Origin of the sequence: Bacillus sp. A01H (assembly GCF_045277205.1) — a bacterium.
Taxonomy (GTDB): Bacteria; Bacillota; Bacilli; order Bacillales; family Bacillaceae_G; genus Bacillus_A; species Bacillus_A paranthracis.
In genome coordinates, this window is sequence record NZ_CP117702.1 from 4,115,631 (window position 1) to 4,134,357 (window position 18,727).

An 18,727-nucleotide genomic window follows, 5' to 3' on the forward strand; every position below is an offset into this window, starting at 1 on the left:
TACAGCTTCATGACACCTTCTACATAAACTTATTTTCTAATTTTTGCTGAAAAGACTTTTCTTGCTTACGTAATAATTGACTACCTCGTTGTAAAAGCGGCATTCCATACTTATCATTAATTTGATCAATGACAGCAAGTAGCGGCTCTTCTTTCGCATCTTCTTCAAATGAAAACAAATCTAATTGCTTCACCGATTCAGTCTTCCACTCTATTTCAGTAGCTGTAACACCTAATAAACGAACGGAATCGCCATCCCAATGTTGCTTCCATAAACGAGAGGCCGCTTGAAAAATATCTCGTTCTTCCCAAATGGCATTTTTCAATTGCTTACTCCTCGTTACTGTCCGCCTATCATGATATTTAATCATAATTTGAATATTATAACTGACAAGAGTTCGCTTTTGTAATCTTTTACTCACTGATTTTGATAGCCTTTCTAACATATCAAGTAATTCTTTTTCTTCATCCATATCCTTTGAAAAAGTCATCGAATTACCAACGCTTTTATGTTGTCCCATTTGACTCGGATCAACTTCTCTATCATCCACACCTTTTGCCCTTCTTTGTAAATCAACACCATGCTTTCCAATTTTAGCGCGAATGATATGTTCATTTCCTTTTGCTAACTGTTCAATTGTTTGTATATGAATATCTTTTAATTTCTCAGCTGTTTTTTCTCCAATTCCATGCATCGCTCCAACCGGAAGTGGCCAAATCATTTCTGGAATATCTCGTTTTCGGAGCACGGTAATACCGAGAGGCTTTTTCATATCAGAAGCTGTTTTTGCTAAGAAAAGGTTCGGAGCAATCCCGATGCTACACGGAAGCTGCAATTCTGTTAATAACGCCTGCTGAATCATCTTTGCTATTTCAAGAGGTGAACCGAGTGCGTAACAGTCTGTAATATCTAAATACCCCTCATCTATTGAGACTGGTTGTATTTTTTCCGTAAAACGGGAAAGAATTTGAAACATTTGAAATGAAGCTTCGCGATATAATGTAAAATTAGGGCGCCTTACAATTAATTGCGGACATAACCTTTTCGCTTCCCAAAGTGGCATCGTTGTACGTATTCCATATTCTCTCGCCTCATAACTACATGTTATGATAATTCCTTTTCTTTCTTTTTCATTTCCAGCAACCGCTAACGGCTTCCCTTGTAACGATGAGTCATGAGCAATTTCAACAGATGCGAAAAAACAATTCATATCTACATGTAAAATAACACGACCTTTTTTTGGATACATTTCTCGCATAGTACTCACCCCCTAATCAGAACGTTCGTTCTTTTATTATAGCAAATTTTGCACAATAATTATAATTATTACTTGTTCTTTTCCATCATATTTATTGCTATAATTTAAATGAAGTGGATATTTTTGTAATTAGGGGTGATTATTATGAAATCAACTGATAAACTCAATTATACGTTTCTCATAATTATACTAATCGTCGCAATCAATTATTTACTTCTTCCTATATTTGATATAAACATAGCTGGTTTCTTTCCTCGTCTAGTCCATGTAGTAACAACTTACATACTGCCATGGATTTTCTTGTATTGGCTTATCCGCCTTGTAAAAGCAATCGAATCAAAGTAAAAAGCGTGTAAATCACAATTGATTTACACGCTTTTTTGTTATATTATTTCGCTACTTCCTCTATGATTGCAACAACTAATTCTGCTGTTTTCGCTAATTCTTCAACAGGAATCTTTTCGTTTGTTGTATGAATTTCTTCATAACCAACTGCTAAGTTAACTGTTGGAATTCCGTGTCCAGCAATTACGTTTGCATCACTTCCGCCACCACTTTGGTGAAGAGAAGGTGTACGACCAATTTTTTCAGCTGCGCGTTTTGCAACTTCTACAACATGATCGCCATCAGCAAATTTAAATCCTGGATACATAACCTTTACTTCAACATCTGCTTGGCCGCCCATTTCTTTTGCAGTTGTTTCAAATGCTTCTTTCATTTTCGCAACTTGTACTTCCATTTTTTCATTGATTAAAGAACGCGCTTCTGCAAAGATTTGTACATGATCGCAAACGATATTCGTTTGTGTACCACCTTCAAAACGTCCAATATTTGCAGTTGTTTCAGAATCAATACGACCAAGTGGCATTTTCGCAATTGCTTTCGCTGCGATAGTAATTGCAGATACACCTTTTTCTGGTGCTACACCAGCATGAGCTGTTTTCCCGCGAATAATCGCGTTCACTTTCGCTTGTGTTGGAGCTGCAACAACGATTTCGCCAACTTTCCCATCGCTATCTAACGCGTAACCATATTTCGCTGTAATGCGCTCACGATCTAATGCTTTTGCACCAACAAGACCAGATTCTTCTCCAACTGTAATAATAAATTCAATTGTACCATGAGGGATATTTTTTTCTTTTAAAACACGGATTGCTTCGAACATGGATGCTAATCCCGCTTTATCATCCGCCCCTAAAATCGTAGTACCATCTGATACGATATATCCATCTTTAATAGAAGGCTTAATTCCATTACCAGGAACTACTGTATCCATATGAGAAGTAAAGTAAATTGTATCAACACCATCTTTTGTTGCTGGTAATGTACAAATTAAGTTACCTGCACCATGCCCAGTAACAGCCATTGTATCATCTTCAAATACTTCTACACCTAAATCTGTAAATTTCTTTGTTAATACTTTGCAAATTTCTGCTTCAAATTTCGTTTCAGAATCTACTTGTACTAACTCCATAAATTCATTTACTAAACGTTCTTGATTAATCATAAGACTGCGCCTCCTGCACTACCATTATGTATGTAACACTATTAATTATAACAGAATTTCGCAAAAGTTTCGAAATACAAGACAAAAAACAGACGGTTTATATGTCTAGATAACCATCTGCTTTCTATTACTCATTTAACAATACCCAGCGCATATGATCTTCCCACACTCCATTAACCATTAACATCTTCCTAGACACGCCCTCATACTGAAAACCTATCTTCGTTACGACTTGTATAGATGCTAAATTTCGTGGCATAATCGGTGCTTCTATACGATGTAATTGAAATTCCTCAAAAGCAACTTGAATCGCTTTTCTAAGCGCTTCTGTCGTATAACCTTTGTTTAACTCTTCCTTATCTAATTTATAGCCGAGTACACAAGATTGGTAAATTCCACGAACAATTAAATTAAATGAAATACATCCAATTATTTTCGTATCATCACCTTTTTTAAAAATCCAAAGTCTGATGATTTTACCTTCTGCGATCTCTTTTCTATCCTTTTGTAACTTTTTCTTTTGATAATCTAACGAAAAAAAATCATCCGGTCTATACTCTTCCCAGGCTTTTAAAAATTCACGATTTCTGTCGTAATATTGAAGAACTTTTTCAGCATACGACTCATCAATTTCCCTTAAATGTAAACGATTTGTTTCATATATTTTCATCATCGTATCTCCATTCTTCAGCTTGCATAACAAAAAACTTATACCCTATCATTCTTATATATTCTCTACGTACATACAAATTTCCTGTTATACTTTACACACACTTCTCGAATTTTGTCATTTCTCTCCCCCTTGTCCACAATATCATTTCTCGTTACAATGATATTGTACTGATTTGCAAGGAGGTTTAACGATGCATAAAAAAGCTCAAAAAGTTATGATTTATGTAATGCTAATTTCTATGCTTGTAACAACATTACTTGCTGGCGCAAGTATGTTTTGGTAAAAAGGACGATCTGTTCGTCCTTTTTTTACTTTTTACACATAATAAAATAAACCATCTCGAAATCGAGATGGTTTATTTTATGTAAAGCACAATCGCTACAATACTAAAGAAAAATGACATTACAAGTGCTATCACAAAACTTGTATATTGTTTCTGCTGAAATGCCCCAATAACAAAAGTAAGATTAAGTAATGCCATACATACAATCGCTACAAGATAAGAACATATATTAAAAGTTGCCAATATGAATGTAATAATAAATAGAAATCCCATAAAAAACTGCATATACGAAAGTTTTGGATTCAAGTACATATGAGCAACCCCTTTATCTCATTTTATCTTTCTATACTCTCATTAACGCATGGTTATGTACACATGTCAAGACAACTTATTACAATAGAAAAAGCCAACTTTTTCGTTGACTTTTTCATATGCAATGGCTCCTTTTTCTTTTGCCAATTGCTGAAATGACTTTTTCGATTTTACAATCCATACTTTCGTTCCAATTGGAATGCGATCAAATAAATATTCCACATCATTTTTCTTCATTCTTATACATCCTTGTGAAATATACTTTCCAATTGAACTCGGTTGGTTTGTTCCATGTATTCCATATTTACTCCCATCAGTTCCTCTTGCATTAAATCCCATCCACCTAGATCCAAGTGGATTTTTCGGTGATCCCCCAGGAATATTCTTCGCAATATAATATGGGTCCTTTGCTTTCATTACAATATCAAAAGTTCCCTCTGGGGTTAATTCATTTGTTTTTCCTGTCGCGACTGGAAAAACCTTTTGAATCTTTCCATCGTCAATATAAGCTAGTTTATTCGTCGCTTTATTTACAATAATGAAAGGATCACCGGCACGCGGATTATCACCAAGAGGCCAAATAGGCGATAAAGAAAGACATAATAGGAAAGAGAGAAGATACGGCATAGATAATTCCTACCTTCTATATAAGTTCTTTTATATTATCCTTTCCTTTAAAGCGACTTTTAATGAGTAAATATTGTTCCATTTCGTATACAAGTTGAACAAGTTTCGCACGTATCTCAAATTCTTCACGGGTAGCCGGCAATGGCATATCTCTAAATAATTCTCGCATTTCTTGAAGCTGCCTTAAAGAAATAACCCCGGTACTCTGAGGGCTAATAGCATTTCCAATGTTTTCAACCACATCCGCAATCATGTCCGCTTGTTCATATGTCCATGATAAAGAAGCTGCTAACGGAATCATTCGCTCTAAAATTTCGAATTGTTGCATACGCATATTGAAATAGCGATAGTAATAGTCATCTTCTCGCATAAATGCATTCTCAAGTTTCTTAAACGATAAATCTCTAGCTTCATTTAGCATCTGTTCAGTTTCAATAAGTTCTGCCCCGCTCCAACTACTTTCTCGGTTTCGTAAATATACAACCATTTCAAACAAAATCGTTTTAAAATTTTTTTCTATTTTACCTTGATACTCTTTTAGCTTATTTTCACTACTTGGCATATACATATTTACTAAGAGAGCCACGCTAATCCCTATCGTTAATATCGCAATTTCATTCCCAACAATAAGCCATGTAATTTGTTTCAATGAATATAGATGCATCACAATAACTGAACTCGTAACAATACCTTCTTGAATTTTAAACATGACTGCAGTCGGAATAAATGTAAGTAATAGTACGCTAATTGCTAGTGGTGTATATCCAATTGTTTCAAAAATACAAAATGCGAACACCATTGATAATACACAGGCTAAAAAACGGTGTAACGACACTTGAAGTGATTTACGTTTCGTATTTTGTACGCATAATATAACTAAAATACCCGCTGAACTATAAAATTCCAACCCTAATAACTGTGCAATAAAAACGGCTGCGCCTGTCCCTATTGCTGTTTTTACTGTACGGTATCCAATTTTGAACATAGCATTGCTCCTATATGTATAAACGTATTTACAGTTAGTATAAAAAAAGGATGACACAATGTCATCCTTTTCTACTTATTATTCACGTAACCTTTACATATTACAATATCTTTTGTAAAAATTGTTGCGCACGCTCACTTTTCGGTGCTGCAAAAAATTCTGCTGGCGCACTATCTTCTACAAGCTTTCCACCATCTAAAAAGAGAACACGATCTGCTACTTCTTTTGCAAATCCCATTTCATGTGTAACAATCGCCATTGTCATTCCTGTCGTAACTAATGATTTCATAACTTCTAACACTTCTTTTACCATCTCTGGATCTAGTGCTGATGTCGGTTCATCAAATAACATTACTTCTGGTTCCATTGCTAACGCTCTTGCAATTGCTACACGTTGCTTTTGTCCTCCCGAAAGACGATTTGGATACGTATCTTTTTTATCTAATAAGCCGACCTTTTCTAACAGTTTTTCGGCTTTCTTTTCAGCTTCTTGTTTCGTTACTCCTTTTACATTGATAGGAGCATACGTAATATTTTCTAATACAGTCATATGAGGAAATAGGTGAAAATGCTGAAATACCATTCCGACATTTTCACGAACGTGCATAATATTCGTTTTTGGATTCGTTACTTCTTCCGTTCCAATCCAAATGTGACCATTTGTCGGTGCTTCTAACACATTCATACAACGTAAAAATGTTGATTTCCCTGATCCAGACGGTCCAATAATTGCTACTACTTCCCCTTTTTCAATCGTTGTTGTAATTCCTTTTAATACTTCGTTTTTTCCAAATGATTTATGAAGGTTTTCAATTTTAATCACTTTTCTTCATTCTCCCTTCAATTGCCTTCCCGACTAATGTAAGAATAATGACTAGCATATAATAAATGAGTCCAACAAAAAGTAATGGTTCAAGGTATTTAAAAGTCTCCCCGCCTACGATATAAGCACGACGCATTAAATCCGTTGCTCCTATTACTGTTACTACAGCCGATTCTTTCGTAAGTGTCGCAAACTCGTTTACAAGTGCCGGTAATATATTTTTTAAAGCTTGAGGAAAAATGATATTTCGCATCATTTTTCCGTATGGAATTCCTAAAGCCATCGCTGCTTCTGTTTGTCCTTTATCAACCGCTTGAATGCCGGCACGGATTACTTCTGACATATATGCACCTGAATTTAAGCTAAATGCAAGTACAGCTGCTAAGAATGCCGGTATTTCATAACCAATTATTTGCGGGACACCGAAATAAATAATCATTAATTGCAATACAAGTGGTGTACCACGGAAAATTGATGTATAAAGATCTGCCGCTATATTTAATGCTCGTATTCTAGCAATTTTGCAAAGTGCTAATAACGTCCCTAAAAGAAAACCTGCTAAAGCTGATACTGCTACAATTTTCAAAGTAACTTCTAGACCTTTTAATATATATGGTATCGAAGGCGTAATCGCCGAAAAATCTAAGTTCATTCTTTTCATTCCCCTCACAGAAAAGTGAAAGGCAGCTTATTTTTCGCTGCCAAACCATTTCTTCACTAATTTATCCATTTCTCCATTTTCTTGCATTTTTTTAATTACTTTATTAAATTCAGCTGTTTTATCACTGTTTTTCGGAAGGGCAATTGCTGCTCCAACTTCTTCTGGAGCTTCTTTAATTTCAATTCCTTGTAAATCTTTCATTTTCTCTAAATAATTTTTAGCAACTGTGTCTTCTATAATTGCAGCATCAAAACGACCAGCTTTAATTTCTTGTACGATTTCTGGTATACGGTCACGTCCCTCAACTTTGAAATCTACTTGCTTTTTAAATTCTGCTGCTTTCTCTTCTTGAATAGATCCTGTTTGTACCCCTACTTTTTTCCCTTTTAAATCCTCTATAGATTTAATGTTAGAGTCTTTTTTAGAAACGACCATGTTTTTCGCAACAAAGTAAATATCTGTGAAATCAACATTATTTTTACGCTCTGCAGTTGGCGTCATACCTGCCATTACGAAATCAACTTTTCCTGAGCTAAGAGATGCTAATAAACCACCAAAATCCATATCTTTCACTTTCACTTCATAACCAAGTTCTTTTCCGATATATTTAGCAACATCAACATCAAAGCCGATAATTTCATCACTCTTTGAAGCTTCTACGTATTCATATGGTTTATAATCTGCTGAAGTCCCCATAACGAGTACTTTTTTATTTTTTCCAGTAGCCTTTTCTTCCCCATTACTACAAGCACTGAACATACTTACAATTAAAATAAGTGCAAACGATATTGATAATAACTTCTTCATCTTTCTTCCCCCTAATAATGTATATTTAAAAGTTTAATAGAATATTTATTCGATGTTTGTATTGTATCAGCACTTTTATTTTTATGCAATATATAAAATAAAAATAAATATAAAACAAGTTAAAACACAGTTATCCATGTATAAAAAGTTGCATAAAATAACAGAACTATGCATATCCCACAAATTTTAATACGAAATAAAAAAGGCGGTACATCCACTTGAGTGTGGACGTACCGCCTTTTCATTTATTTTTATAAGGACTTATAATCAGTTGGGATGAACCACCTCCACTGATTATAGTTCTTCGCAATTCTCTTCGAAATACGATTGTAGTTTTGCAATAACTTGCATCGGTTCATGACCTTCAATTTCATGACGCTCTACCATCGTTACAATTTTTCCATCTTTTAATAAAGCAAATGATGGAGAAGATGGTGGATACCCTTCGAAATATTCACGAGCTCTTGCTGTCGCTTCTTTATCTTGACCTGCAAACACCGTTACAAGGTGGTTAGGACGTTTATCATAATGTACAGAATGCGCAGCAGCAGGACGAGCAATACCGCCTGCACAACCACATACAGAGTTTACCATTACAAGTGTTGTTCCATTTCTTTTAAACGCTTCGTCTACTGCTTCTGGCGTCGTCAATTCTGTATATCCAGCAGAGACAATCTCTTCACGCGCTTGGCGGACAACATCATTCATAAAAAAGTTAAAATTAATCAATCTTTTCCCTCCTCTAAAACTACCTATTTGTATCTTACCAGTTAATGTTTATGAAATACAAGTAAGTTTACTTGTATTTGGATATAGAAAAGGTGTTAGAACCCTGTTCTAACACCTTTTTGTCACTTTTCCATAATCTTCATATATTCAGCAATCATTTTTTTATGCGACCCAACAATATAGTCAGGTAGTTCTGTTAGTGGGAAGAATTTAAGCTGAACCGCTTCTTCTTTGTTCATAACAAAATCTCCATCGTATTCGTCCGTATAATAAGCGGTCGTTACAGATTGAAATTCATCACCGTTTGCTAATTTTGTAAAATAGTTCGCTCCAGAAAACACATTGATTAATCGTAGGTTCTTCACCTTTATTCCTGTTTCTTCGTATACCTCACGAAAAGCAGTTTCTTCTGGTGATTCACTAAGCTCCATTAATCCACCAGGCAGCCCCCATTTTCCGTAAGGCTCTGTTCTTTGTTGTAATAATACATATCTATTTTCATTTATAACGAGTACAACAGCACCAACTAAAATTAAAGGGCGATGACCAACTATTTTCCGTAATTCTTCTACATATCCCATCGTATCCCTCCTTTTTCGTTGTCCACACTATTGTATCATATGTATGAAACGACAAAATGCGTATATTTTTCATTTTTTTAACAAAATATTTATTTTATGTGTTTCATCTACTGTAGCTAACAAAATGGATTCAACTTCTGCGTTTTTCTCTAGAAATTCTCTCGCCCATTCTTCTGTTTTCCCTAATAATGCAAGAACATCTTGCTGAATGCTCCCATCCTTTACTAATACAAAAGAAACTGGAGATTTTTTTCCCGCCACTTTTAGATCAAGTCGGGAAACTGCCTCATATTCTGGATACCGAAATATAGAAACGACACCGTTCGCTTCCCATAATGCTAATTTGATTGTTTGAATATCGCTCACATTTCGCATACGAAGTTCTGAAAATAAATATTCCACGGTAATTCTCGCTTTTTTCAAATTGCTAAAATCAATGGAGCCGTTGTGTATAAGAATGATAGGTGCTGGCTCTAAAAAGCGTCTCCATCTATCCCACTTCAACATTAAAACTGAACTTATAATATGAAGTACAACGAGTATAAACGTTGTAATCATCGAGCCCATTAATCCTACTTTTTCATCAGACAATGCGTTAGAAATATTCCCGCCAAGCAATAACACCAATACAACATCTAAAAAGCGAAGTTGTGCGATGGACCTTTGCCCCATCGCTTTCGCAACTAATATTAAAAATATGTATGCTATAATAGCCCGAATAACCCATTCACTATTAGAAAGATGCCGTGCTCCCTCAAAAATATGCATATGCATCACTTTGCACTCCTTACATCCTAAACTGCTAGTCTGTTTTAGTTTGCAACGTTTATGAGTATATATGTAAAAAAGCTGGTTCGTTTAAAAACGAACCAGCTTTTTTTACTTAACGGAAAACATATACTTTTTATACGTTTTTCGTACCGATAATATGAGACCCATCATAATCATATTCGAGAACAAGGAACTTCCCCCATACGATAAGAAAGGTAATGCAATCCCTTTTACAGGCATTAATCCAACAATCATACCGATATTTTGGAATATTTGAACCGTTAATATCCCAATTGACCCAGCACATAATAATGTACCGAATAAATTATCAGCAGAATAACCGATAATAATTGTTCTATATAGTAGTAATAAGAACAAGAATACAACTAACGCTGCTACGATAAATCCACCTTCTTCGGCGATTGTAGCGAAAATAAAGTCTGTATGCTTCTCAGGGATATAAACATTCCCTTCGCCAAACCCTTTCCCTTCCATACCGCCACTACCTACAGCTAAAATTGATTGCTGTGTTTGATAACCTTGATCTGTATGTTCAAATGGATCTAACCAACCTAAAATACGTGATTGTTGGTGCGGTTTTAGTAGCGTAACTAACTTATTAAAGAAGAAATCCTCATACCTTACGTAAATAAATATTAACGTGGATAGTATGGTGACTGGAATAACTGTACATAACGCTATCAATTTCTTCTGAATACCTGACATAAATAAAATACATGCAATGGCAGCAGCGTATAAGAACACCATCCCCGTATCCGGTTGGCTATATACAACAGCCATAGGCGGGAGGGATACTAGCATAATTTTACCTACTAATTTTAAGTCCGTTTGAAATGTCCTTGCCATATACTGCGCATTATGTTTCACTGCTATACTTGCTACTACGAGAAGCAATGAAATTTTGAAAAACTCAGATGGCTGAATTTGTCCAACTAACGGAAATACAAACCATCTTTTTGCACCTAATTTTTCAGGTGTGAAATTGGAAACCGGTAGTATTTTCAAAAGAATAAGTGAAGCAAATCCAACGATATAAAGTGGCCAAGACAATTTTTGTAATTGATCTAAGTCGATGCTTGCAACAAGCAATAACAATACAACCCCAATTATGTAGTTCAAACCTTGTTTCATCGCAAAGTTTGCCTCTCCATATTGGCCAGTTTGCTGACTGCTATATATAGCAGCTATACTTGTAACACATAATGCTAACAAAATTAAAATTAATTTTACATCTAAACTTTTTAGAAACTCGGTACTTCTTTTCATGACATCCTCCTGAAACATTGTTACAGCAAAATAAAAAACCAGGAGTCAACATTCTTCATGTTTTGACGACTGATTACACATTATCTATAAAACACTTATATAGAATAACTCTCTTTTTCATACAATACAATATATTATACTACAGTTTCGTCAGTAAGATTTGCCAAAAAAATTATTCTTTTCTTATTTTATATCCATATACCATATATCAGCAATGTATTTTCATAAATTCCTAATACATAATGGTTCATTGTAAGATTACTGGGAAAGGTATTATACATATAGTAGATGTAGATGAAGAAATAAGATGATAAAAAGCTCGCATAAGCGAGCTTTTTATTTAATATACAGATGTATTATTTTCTGACGTATTTTCTAAAATTTCTTTTACACGTCCTAAGAACTTACCACAAATTAAACCATCTAGTACACGATGATCAAGTGATAAACATAAGTTAACCATGTCGCGAGCACCGAACATACCATTTTCCATAATTACTGGGCGTTTTACAATTGATTCAACTTGTAAAATAGCCGCTTGTGGGTAATTAATAATACCCATAGATTGAACAGAACCGAATGATCCTGTGTTATTAATTGTAAATGTTCCGCCTTGCATTTCGTCCGCTTTTAACGATTTCGTACGTACTTTTCCTGCAAGTTCTGTAATTTCACGAGCGATACCTTTAATTGTCTTCTCGTCCGCGTGTTTAATTACTGGTACAAATAGTTCGTCCTCTGTCGCAACAGCGATAGAAAGGTTAATATCTTTCTTCTGAACGATTTTATCGCCAGCCCACATTGAATTAATTTGAGGATACTCTTTTAACGCTTGTGCTACTGCTTTTACGAAGAAAGCAAAGAACGTTAAGTTAAAGCCTTCGCGTTTTTTGAAATCACCTTTAATTGAATTACGGTATGACACAAGGTTTGTCACATCTACTTCAATCATCATCCAAGCGTGTGGCGCTTCGTGTTTACTACGTAACATGTTCGCTGCGATTGCTTTGCGTACACCTGTTACTGGAATTTCGATATCGCCAGGCATTGTTGGTACAGAAACTGGTTTCGCAGCTTCTACTTTTTGTGCTACTGGCGCTGCTTTTGGTGCTTCCGGACGCGCTTCTACTACTGCCGCTACCGCTTCCTCTTTCTTCGCCGCACCTGCTTGCGGAATATTTCCTGATTCCACTAGCTTTAAAATATCTTTACGAGTGATACGGCCGTTTGCTCCCGTACCTTCTACTAGATCTAAATCAACGTTATGTTCACCTGCAAGTTTTAACACAGCTGGTGAAAAACGAGGTTTTCCATCAGTTGGTTGTTTTGCTTTCGGTGCTTTTTCAGGCGTAGCTACTTCTGCCTTTGGTTCTTCTTTTGTTTTTTCCTCAACAGCTGTTGCTGCTACTTCATCTGCGCCTTCTACTTGAATCACACAAACTACTTCACCTACAGCTAACGTATCACCTTCACCAGCGATCAACTCTTTCACAATACCAGTGAAAGAAGATGGTACTTCAGCATTTACTTTATCAGTCATTACTTCTGCAAGCGGATCATATTTGTTTACGTGATCGCCAACATTAACGAGCCATTTACTAATTGTACCTTCTGTAACGCTCTCCCCGAGCTGAGGCATTGTAATATTTTCTACAGCCATGTATAGTCCCCCCGATTAAAATTCCGCAAGTTCACGCATTGCTTTTTCAACTTTATCTGGATTTACCATAAAGAATTTTTCCATTGTTGGTGCATATGGCATTGCTGGAACGTCTGGACCTGCAAGACGCGCAATTGGTGCATCTAAATCAAATAGACAGTTTTCAGCGATAATTGCTGCCACTTCACTCATAATACTTCCTTCTTTATTGTCTTCTGTTACAAGAAGAACTTTACCTGTTTTAGAAGCTGCTTCAATGATTGCTTCTTTATCTAATGGATATACAGTACGTAAATCAAGAATATGTGCAGAGATGCCATCTTGCGCTAACTTTTCAGCTGCTTGAAGAGCAAAATGAACACATAATCCGTATGTGATAACAGTAATATCATCACCTTCACGTTTTACATCTGCTTTTCCGATTGGTAATACGTAATCATCTTCTGGCACTTCACCTTTAATTAAGCGATATGCACGTTTATGCTCAAAGAATAATACTGGATCTTCATCACGAATTGCAGCTTTTAGTAAGCCTTTTGCATCATATGGTGTAGAAGGGATAACGATTTTTAAACCAGGTTGGTTTGCAAACATCGCTTCTACAGATTGCGAATGATACAATGCACCGTGAACACCGCCGCCAAATGGCGCACGAACTGTGATTGGACAAGTCCAATCATTATTAGAACGGTAACGAATTTTTGCTGCCTCAGAAACAATTTGGTTTACTGCTGGCATGATGAAATCCGCAAACTGCATTTCAGCGATTGGACGCATTCCATACATTGCTGCACCAATTGCAACCCCAGCGATTGCAGATTCTGCAAGTGGTGTATCTAGCGCACGATCTTCACCAAATTGATCATATAATCCGTGTGTCGCTTTAAATACGCCACCTTTTTTACCAACATCTTCACCTAAAACGAATACTTTCTCATCGCGTTCCATTTCCTCGCGCATTGCTAATGTAATAGCATCAATATAAGACATTACAGCCATGAAACGTTCCCCCCTATTCTGCGTATACGTGCTTCAATGCATCTTCAGGTGCTGCATACGGAGCATTTTCTGCATATTCTGTTGCTTCGTTTACGATATGCATAATTTCGTCTAACATTTGTTTTTCTGATTCCTCAGTTAACACGCCAACCTCTTTTAAATAAGCAGCAAATGTTACAATTGAATCATTTTTCTTCGCTTCTTCTACTTCTTCTTTATCACGATAAACGCGATCATCATCGTCACTTGAATGTGCTGTTAAACGATATGATACTGTTTCAATTAAAGTTGGACCTTCACCACGGCGGCCACGGTCTGCTGCTTCTTTTACAGCTTTATATACTGCAAGCGGATCGTTTCCGTCTACTGTATATCCAGGCATACCGTATCCAATTGCACGGTCTGATACATTTTTACATGCTAATTGTTTTTCAACTGGAATAGAGATTGCGTATTTATTATTTTCACACATAAAAATAACAGGTAACTTGTGTACGCCAGCAAAGTTTGCACCTTCATGGAAATCACCTTGGTTGGAAGAACCTTCACCGAATGTAACAAACGTTACTAAATCTTTCTTTTCCATTTTTCCAGCTAATGCAATACCAACTGCATGTGGTACTTGCGTTGTTACTGGAGATGAACCTGTCACAATACGATTTTTCTTTTGACCGAAGTGACCAGGCATTTGACGACCACCAGAGTTTGGATCTCCAGCTTTCGCGAAACCAGATAGCATCAGTTCTTTCGCTGTCATACCAAACGCTAGTACAACACCCATATCACGGTAGTATGGTAATGCATAATCTTTCTCTCTATCAAGAGCAAATGCTGCTCCAACTTGTGCTGCCTCTTGTCCTTGACAAGAAATTACGAATGGAATTTTACCAGCACGGTTTAATAACCACATACGTTCGTCGATTTTACGTGCAAGTAACATCGTACGGAACATTTCTAATACTTGCTCATCACTTAAGCCAAGCTCTTCATGGCGCTTTTCTTTTACTTCTGCCATTTTTCATAACCTCCTAAATCCACATTTTTATGCGTGTAACGCTTTTCCATCTACAGCTAATGCTGCTTCACCAATCGCCTCAGATAATGATGGATGCGGATGAATTGTATGTGCTACTTCCCAAGGTGTTGCATCAAGTACTCTTGCAAGACCCGCTTCAGAAATCATATCTGTTACATGCGGTCCAATCATATGAACACCGAGAATATCATTTGTTTCTTCATCAACTACAAGTTTTACGAAACCATCTGATTCGCCGTATACAAGCGCTTTTCCGATTGCACGGAATGAGAACTTACCTACTTTTAGCTTATAGCCTTTTTCTTTCGCTTCTTGTTCTGTTAAACCGACAGAAGCAACTTCCGGACTGCTATATACGCATTTTGATACCATAGAATAATCAATTGGTGTAACTTCTTTACCAGCAATATGTTCTACTGCAACAATTCCTTCATGAGAAGCAACGTGAGCAAGCTGTAAGCCACCAATTACATCACCGATTGCGTAAATATGAGATTCTTTCGTTTGATAAAACTCATTTGTTTGAATGTATCCTTTTTCCACAACGATATCCGTATTCTCTAAACCAATATTTTGCGTATTGGCTTGTCGTCCTACAGATACAAGCATTTTTTCTGCTTTAAATTCTTTATTCTCACCGTTATGTTCAGCTTGAATTGTTACTCCATTATCTTTTACCAATGTTTCTGGTAATACTTTTGCACCAGTTACCACTTTAATACCTTTTTTCTTGAATAGACGTTGCATTTCTTTTGAAACGTCTTGGTCTTCTAGTGGTAGTATCGTTTTCGCATACTCTAATACTGTAACTTCTACACCGAAGTCAGCAAGCATAGATGCCCACTCAATACCAATTACACCGCCACCAACGATAATAATCGAGCTAGGAAGCGTTTCCATTTTTAGGGCATGATCAGAAGACATTACATACTCTCCGTCTAATTCTAAACCTGGTAATGAATTCGGACGAGAACCTGTTGCAATAAGTACATTTTTTGGAATTAACATTTCATTCTCTTCTCCACTTGCAAGTTCAACTGAAATTGTCCCTGGCATCGGAGAGAAAATAGATGGGCCAAGAATACGGCCAATACCTTCAAACACATCAATTTTACCTTGTTTCATTAAGTGCTGAACACCTTTATGAAGTTGCGTTACAATCTTCTCTTTACGCTCTTGTACTTTCGCAAAGTTTAGTTCTACATTACTTGCAATAACTCCGAACTCTTCGCTTTTTTTAGCAGTTGCGTATACTTCCGCACTACGTAAAAGGGCTTTACTAGGAATACATCCTTTGTGTAAACAAGTACCACCAAGATTTTCTTTTTCAACAAGTGCAGTTTTTAACCCTAGTTGTGATGCACGAATTGCAGCAACATATCCACCAGTACCGCCGCCAACGATGACTAAATCATATTCTTTTGCCATTATCTCAACCCCTAGCTACCGTTTCTTTTTCACGTACAATATATTCTTTTGGAGCTTCTTCTTCACGTAGTACACGAAGTGCCCCTTCTGCTAATGCTTGTAATTCATCTTCTCCTGGATGTACGATAACATCTGCAATCCAGTCTACTCGTTCTTTTATTTCATCAACAAGGATTTTACTGTAAGCAAGTCCACCAGTTAATACGATTGCATCGATTTTCCCGTGAAGTACAGCGCTAGCTCCGCCAATCTCTTTTGCAACTTGATATGCCATAGCTTTATAAATAAGAGTTGCTTCAGGATCACCTTTTTCAACCATTTGTTCTACTTTAATCGCATCATTTGTACCGATAAGACTTACAAGTCCACCTTGTCCGACAAGTTTTTTAATCATTTCATCTCGGTAATACTCACCAGAGAAACACATTTCTACTAGTTGCCCTACTGGTACTGTACCAGCGCGCTCTGGACTAAATGGGCCTTCTCCGTTTAAACCGTTATTTACATCGATTACTCTTCCTTTTTTATGAGCACCAACTGTAATACCTCCGCCCATATGTGTAACTAATAAATTTAAATCCTCATATTTGTGATTTAACTGTTCAGCTACTTTACGAGCAACTGCTTTTTGATTTAATGCATGGAAAATACTTTTGCGTTCCATACCAGCAATACCACTTATACGAGCAATAGGCTCCATTTCATCTACAACGACAGGGTCTACAATGAATGCCGGAATATTTAATCCAGAAGCTATTTCATATGCTAAAATGCCCCCAAGGTTTGAAGCGTGATGACCGCTAAAACCATTTTTTAAATCTTCTAACATCGCATCGTTTACTGTGTATGTTCCGCCTTCGATTGGACGAAGTAATCCCCCACGGCCACAAACTGCGTTTAATTTTGAAATGTTAATACCGTGAGAATGTAGAACTTCTAAGATCGTTTCTTTCCGAAACTCATATTGGTCGATAATTCGCTTATATTTTCCAATCTGTTCTTCGTCATGACGAATAGTTTCTTCTAAAACGGGTCTTTCATTATCAAAAACACCAATTTTTGTGGATGTACTACCCGGATTAATAACAAGAATTCGATTTACAGACACTGTTGCTACCTCCACTAATAAATTCAAAAGGAGGTGGAAACCTCATAAGAGGTAACCACACCTTTTGTAAAAGTAATATATGAATGATTAGCGACGGCTAATAATGTCGTGACCGTTGCGTAAGTATGTGCTACGAGAGTTTTTCAAGCTTGCAATGCGCTCTTCAGCTAGACGATCAGCTGCTACATAAGTTGCAATGCCATCGCGTTTTGAAATTTCGATTACTTTTGCAATTGTGTCATAAATTGATTCTACGCGTTTTAATGCGCGTTCTCTATTGTATCCATATAACTCGTCTGCTACGTTAATTACGCCACCCGCATTAATTACATAGTCTGGTGCGTATACAATACCCATTTCATGAATGATGTCGCCGTGACGATCTTCTTTTAATTGGTTATTTGCAGAACCTGCAATTACTTTTGCTTTAAGTTGTGGAATAGTTTCGTCATTAACTGTTGCGCCTAATGCACATGGTGCGTAAATATCACATTCAACACCGTAAATTTCATTTGGCTCAACTGCTGTTGCACCGAATTCTTCTACTGCACGTTGTACAGCTTCTTTATTAATATCTGTAACGATTAGTTTTGCGCCTTCAGCGTGTAAATGTTTGCATAGGTGATATGCTACGTTACCAACACCTTGAACAGCAATTACTTTTCCTTCTAAATTATCAGTACCGAAAGCCTCTTTCGCAGCAGCTTTCATACCACGATAAACACCGTATGCAGTTACTGGAGATGGGTTACCAGAAGAACCGAATGATGGTGAAATACCTGTTACAAAGTCAGTTTCTTCGTGGATAATATCCATATCATCTACTGTTGTACCAACATCTTCAGCTGTAATGTAACGTCCGTTTAGTCCTTGAATATAACGACCTAATGCACGGAACATTGCTTCGCTCTTATCTTTACGTGGATCACCGATAATTACTGTTTTCGCACCACCTAAGTTTAAACCAGCTGCTGCGTTTTTGTATGTCATCCCTTTTGCAAGACGCAATGCATCTTCAATCGCCGCTTCTTCAGAATCATATGTCCACATTCTTGTTCCACCAAGAGCAGGTCCAAGTGTTGTATCATGAATTGCAATGATTGCTTTTAAACCTGATTCTTTATCTTGACAAAATACTACTTGCTCATAATCATATTTTTCTAAGTATTCGAAGATTTCTAATGCCATTGTC

Annotated in this window: 21 protein-coding genes; 2 read left to right on the forward strand and 19 right to left on the reverse strand. The window is 36.5% G+C overall.

What is annotated here, in order from left to right; all coding sequences use genetic code 11:
* Positions 1-19: 19 nt before the first annotated feature.
* Positions 20-1,258 (reverse strand): DNA polymerase IV, encoded by a 1,239-nt coding sequence (locus tag PSR14_RS21715; protein WP_001208839.1) that lies wholly within the window; start codon positions 1,256-1,258, stop codon positions 20-22.
* Between the two features lie 144 nt (positions 1,259-1,402).
* Here PSR14_RS21715 and PSR14_RS21720 point away from each other — a divergent pair, with 144 nt between their 5' ends.
* On the forward strand, positions 1,403-1,603 hold the full coding sequence (locus PSR14_RS21720) for a hypothetical protein (RefSeq protein WP_000842869.1): 201 nt from the start codon (positions 1,403-1,405) through the stop codon (positions 1,601-1,603).
* A gap of 43 nt (positions 1,604-1,646) precedes the next feature.
* Here the strand turns inward: PSR14_RS21720 and PSR14_RS21725 are convergent, their stop codons facing one another.
* Positions 1,647-2,765, reverse strand: a complete 1,119-nt coding sequence (locus PSR14_RS21725; protein WP_000609811.1) for a tripeptidase T — start codon at positions 2,763-2,765, stop codon at positions 1,647-1,649.
* 127 nt (positions 2,766-2,892) lie between these two features.
* Positions 2,893-3,438: a GNAT family N-acetyltransferase gene (locus PSR14_RS21730; RefSeq protein WP_033673919.1), complete on the reverse strand. Its 546-nt coding sequence runs from the start codon at positions 3,436-3,438 to the stop codon at positions 2,893-2,895.
* A gap of 190 nt (positions 3,439-3,628) precedes the next feature.
* Here PSR14_RS21730 and prli42 point away from each other — a divergent pair, with 190 nt between their 5' ends.
* Positions 3,629-3,721 (forward strand): stressosome-associated protein Prli42, encoded by a 93-nt coding sequence (prli42, locus tag PSR14_RS21735; protein ID WP_000549038.1) that lies wholly within the window; start codon positions 3,629-3,631, stop codon positions 3,719-3,721.
* Positions 3,722-3,793: 72 nt separating this feature from the next.
* On the opposite strand, the gene PSR14_RS21740 is transcribed toward prli42, so the two are convergent.
* The 16 genes from PSR14_RS21740 to PSR14_RS21815 form a co-directional block, all read right to left on the reverse strand.
* Entirely contained in the window at positions 3,794-4,033 is a 240-nt protein-coding gene (locus PSR14_RS21740) for a DUF3894 domain-containing protein (RefSeq protein WP_000281163.1), read from the reverse strand.
* Between the two features lie 66 nt (positions 4,034-4,099).
* On the reverse strand, positions 4,100-4,660 hold the full coding sequence (locus PSR14_RS21745) for a L,D-transpeptidase (RefSeq protein ID WP_001146558.1): 561 nt from the start codon (positions 4,658-4,660) through the stop codon (positions 4,100-4,102).
* A 16-nt stretch (positions 4,661-4,676) separates the two neighbouring features.
* The gene (locus PSR14_RS21750; protein WP_098487583.1) at positions 4,677-5,645 is read right to left on the reverse strand and encodes an aromatic acid exporter family protein; all 969 of its coding nucleotides are present in this window, start codon (positions 5,643-5,645) and stop codon (positions 4,677-4,679) included.
* Between the two features lie 100 nt (positions 5,646-5,745).
* Entirely contained in the window at positions 5,746-6,468 is a 723-nt protein-coding gene (locus PSR14_RS21755; RefSeq protein WP_000590218.1) for an amino acid ABC transporter ATP-binding protein, read from the reverse strand.
* On the reverse strand, positions 6,461-7,120 hold the full coding sequence (locus PSR14_RS21760) for an amino acid ABC transporter permease (protein WP_001046921.1): 660 nt from the start codon (positions 7,118-7,120) through the stop codon (positions 6,461-6,463). Before PSR14_RS21760 ends, PSR14_RS21755 begins: the two co-directional genes overlap by 8 nt.
* 36 nt (positions 7,121-7,156) lie before the next feature.
* Positions 7,157-7,936, reverse strand: a complete 780-nt coding sequence (locus PSR14_RS21765; protein ID WP_000735471.1) for a transporter substrate-binding domain-containing protein — start codon at positions 7,934-7,936, stop codon at positions 7,157-7,159.
* 294 nt (positions 7,937-8,230) lie between these two features.
* On the reverse strand, positions 8,231-8,644 hold the full coding sequence (locus PSR14_RS21770) for a BrxA/BrxB family bacilliredoxin (protein ID WP_001998211.1): 414 nt from the start codon (positions 8,642-8,644) through the stop codon (positions 8,231-8,233).
* A gap of 143 nt (positions 8,645-8,787) precedes the next feature.
* Positions 8,788-9,246, reverse strand: a complete 459-nt coding sequence (locus PSR14_RS21775; RefSeq protein WP_000542556.1) for an NUDIX hydrolase — start codon at positions 9,244-9,246, stop codon at positions 8,788-8,790.
* A 69-nt stretch (positions 9,247-9,315) separates the two neighbouring features.
* Positions 9,316-10,020: a DUF421 domain-containing protein gene (locus PSR14_RS21780; protein WP_000550968.1), complete on the reverse strand. Its 705-nt coding sequence runs from the start codon at positions 10,018-10,020 to the stop codon at positions 9,316-9,318.
* 105 nt (positions 10,021-10,125) lie between these two features.
* Positions 10,126-11,304 (reverse strand): FtsW/RodA/SpoVE family cell cycle protein, encoded by a 1,179-nt coding sequence (locus tag PSR14_RS21785; protein WP_000831200.1) that lies wholly within the window; start codon positions 11,302-11,304, stop codon positions 10,126-10,128.
* A 340-nt stretch (positions 11,305-11,644) separates the two neighbouring features.
* A complete protein-coding gene (locus tag PSR14_RS21790; RefSeq protein ID WP_000257652.1) occupies positions 11,645-12,964 on the reverse strand; it encodes a dihydrolipoamide acetyltransferase family protein in 1,320 nt (439 codons plus the stop codon).
* Between the two features lie 15 nt (positions 12,965-12,979).
* Positions 12,980-13,963, reverse strand: a complete 984-nt coding sequence (bfmBAB, locus tag PSR14_RS21795) for a 3-methyl-2-oxobutanoate dehydrogenase subunit beta (RefSeq protein ID WP_000290076.1) — start codon at positions 13,961-13,963, stop codon at positions 12,980-12,982.
* A gap of 13 nt (positions 13,964-13,976) precedes the next feature.
* On the reverse strand, positions 13,977-14,978 hold the full coding sequence (gene bfmBAA, locus PSR14_RS21800) for a 3-methyl-2-oxobutanoate dehydrogenase subunit alpha (protein WP_000852555.1): 1,002 nt from the start codon (positions 14,976-14,978) through the stop codon (positions 13,977-13,979).
* 27 nt (positions 14,979-15,005) lie between these two features.
* Positions 15,006-16,427 (reverse strand): dihydrolipoyl dehydrogenase, encoded by a 1,422-nt coding sequence (lpdA, locus tag PSR14_RS21805; protein WP_001051291.1) that lies wholly within the window; start codon positions 16,425-16,427, stop codon positions 15,006-15,008.
* 4 nt (positions 16,428-16,431) lie between these two features.
* Positions 16,432-17,535 carry a butyrate kinase gene (gene buk, locus PSR14_RS21810; RefSeq protein ID WP_000115774.1) on the reverse strand — a complete coding sequence of 368 codons (1,104 nt, stop codon included), beginning with the start codon at positions 17,533-17,535 and terminating at the stop codon, positions 16,432-16,434.
* 87 nt (positions 17,536-17,622) lie between these two features.
* A complete protein-coding gene (locus PSR14_RS21815) occupies positions 17,623-18,723 on the reverse strand; it encodes a leucine dehydrogenase (RefSeq protein WP_001162675.1) in 1,101 nt (366 codons plus the stop codon).
* Positions 18,724-18,727 lie beyond the last annotated feature (4 nt).

What these genes read in the sequence shown, in the direction of transcription:
- PSR14_RS21715 (WP_001208839.1), bottom strand. Translation starts at nt 1,258, where the DNA reads ATGCGAGAAATGTATCCAAAAAAAGGTCGTGTTATTTTACATGTAGAT.
- PSR14_RS21720 (WP_000842869.1), top strand. Translation starts at nt 1,403, where the DNA reads ATGAAATCAACTGATAAACTCAATTATACGTTTCTCATAATTATACTA.
- PSR14_RS21725 (WP_000609811.1), bottom strand. Translation starts at nt 2,765, where the DNA reads ATGATTAATCAAGAACGTTTAGTAAATGAATTTATGGAGTTAGTACAA.
- PSR14_RS21730 (WP_033673919.1), bottom strand. Translation starts at nt 3,438, where the DNA reads ATGATGAAAATATATGAAACAAATCGTTTACATTTAAGGGAAATTGAT.
- prli42 (WP_000549038.1), top strand. Translation starts at nt 3,629, where the DNA reads ATGCATAAAAAAGCTCAAAAAGTTATGATTTATGTAATGCTAATTTCT.
- PSR14_RS21740 (WP_000281163.1), bottom strand. Translation starts at nt 4,033, where the DNA reads ATGTACTTGAATCCAAAACTTTCGTATATGCAGTTTTTTATGGGATTT.
- PSR14_RS21745 (WP_001146558.1), bottom strand. Translation starts at nt 4,660, where the DNA reads ATGCCGTATCTTCTCTCTTTCCTATTATGTCTTTCTTTATCGCCTATT.
- PSR14_RS21750 (WP_098487583.1), bottom strand. Translation starts at nt 5,645, where the DNA reads ATGTTCAAAATTGGATACCGTACAGTAAAAACAGCAATAGGGACAGGC.
- PSR14_RS21760 (WP_001046921.1), bottom strand. Translation starts at nt 7,120, where the DNA reads ATGAACTTAGATTTTTCGGCGATTACGCCTTCGATACCATATATATTA.
- PSR14_RS21765 (WP_000735471.1), bottom strand. Translation starts at nt 7,936, where the DNA reads ATGAAGAAGTTATTATCAATATCGTTTGCACTTATTTTAATTGTAAGT.
- PSR14_RS21770 (WP_001998211.1), bottom strand. Translation starts at nt 8,644, where the DNA reads ATGAATGATGTTGTCCGCCAAGCGCGTGAAGAGATTGTCTCTGCTGGA.
- PSR14_RS21775 (WP_000542556.1), bottom strand. Translation starts at nt 9,246, where the DNA reads ATGGGATATGTAGAAGAATTACGGAAAATAGTTGGTCATCGCCCTTTA.
- PSR14_RS21780 (WP_000550968.1), bottom strand. Translation starts at nt 10,020, where the DNA reads ATGCATATGCATATTTTTGAGGGAGCACGGCATCTTTCTAATAGTGAA.
- PSR14_RS21785 (WP_000831200.1), bottom strand. Translation starts at nt 11,304, where the DNA reads ATGAAAAGAAGTACCGAGTTTCTAAAAAGTTTAGATGTAAAATTAATT.
- PSR14_RS21790 (WP_000257652.1), bottom strand. Translation starts at nt 12,964, where the DNA reads ATGGCTGTAGAAAATATTACAATGCCTCAGCTCGGGGAGAGCGTTACA.
- bfmBAB (WP_000290076.1), bottom strand. Translation starts at nt 13,963, where the DNA reads ATGGCTGTAATGTCTTATATTGATGCTATTACATTAGCAATGCGCGAG.
- bfmBAA (WP_000852555.1), bottom strand. Translation starts at nt 14,978, where the DNA reads ATGGCAGAAGTAAAAGAAAAGCGCCATGAAGAGCTTGGCTTAAGTGAT.
- lpdA (WP_001051291.1), bottom strand. Translation starts at nt 16,427, where the DNA reads ATGGCAAAAGAATATGATTTAGTCATCGTTGGCGGCGGTACTGGTGGA.
- PSR14_RS21815 (WP_001162675.1), bottom strand. Translation starts at nt 18,723, where the DNA reads ATGGCATTAGAAATCTTCGAATACTTAGAAAAATATGATTATGAGCAA.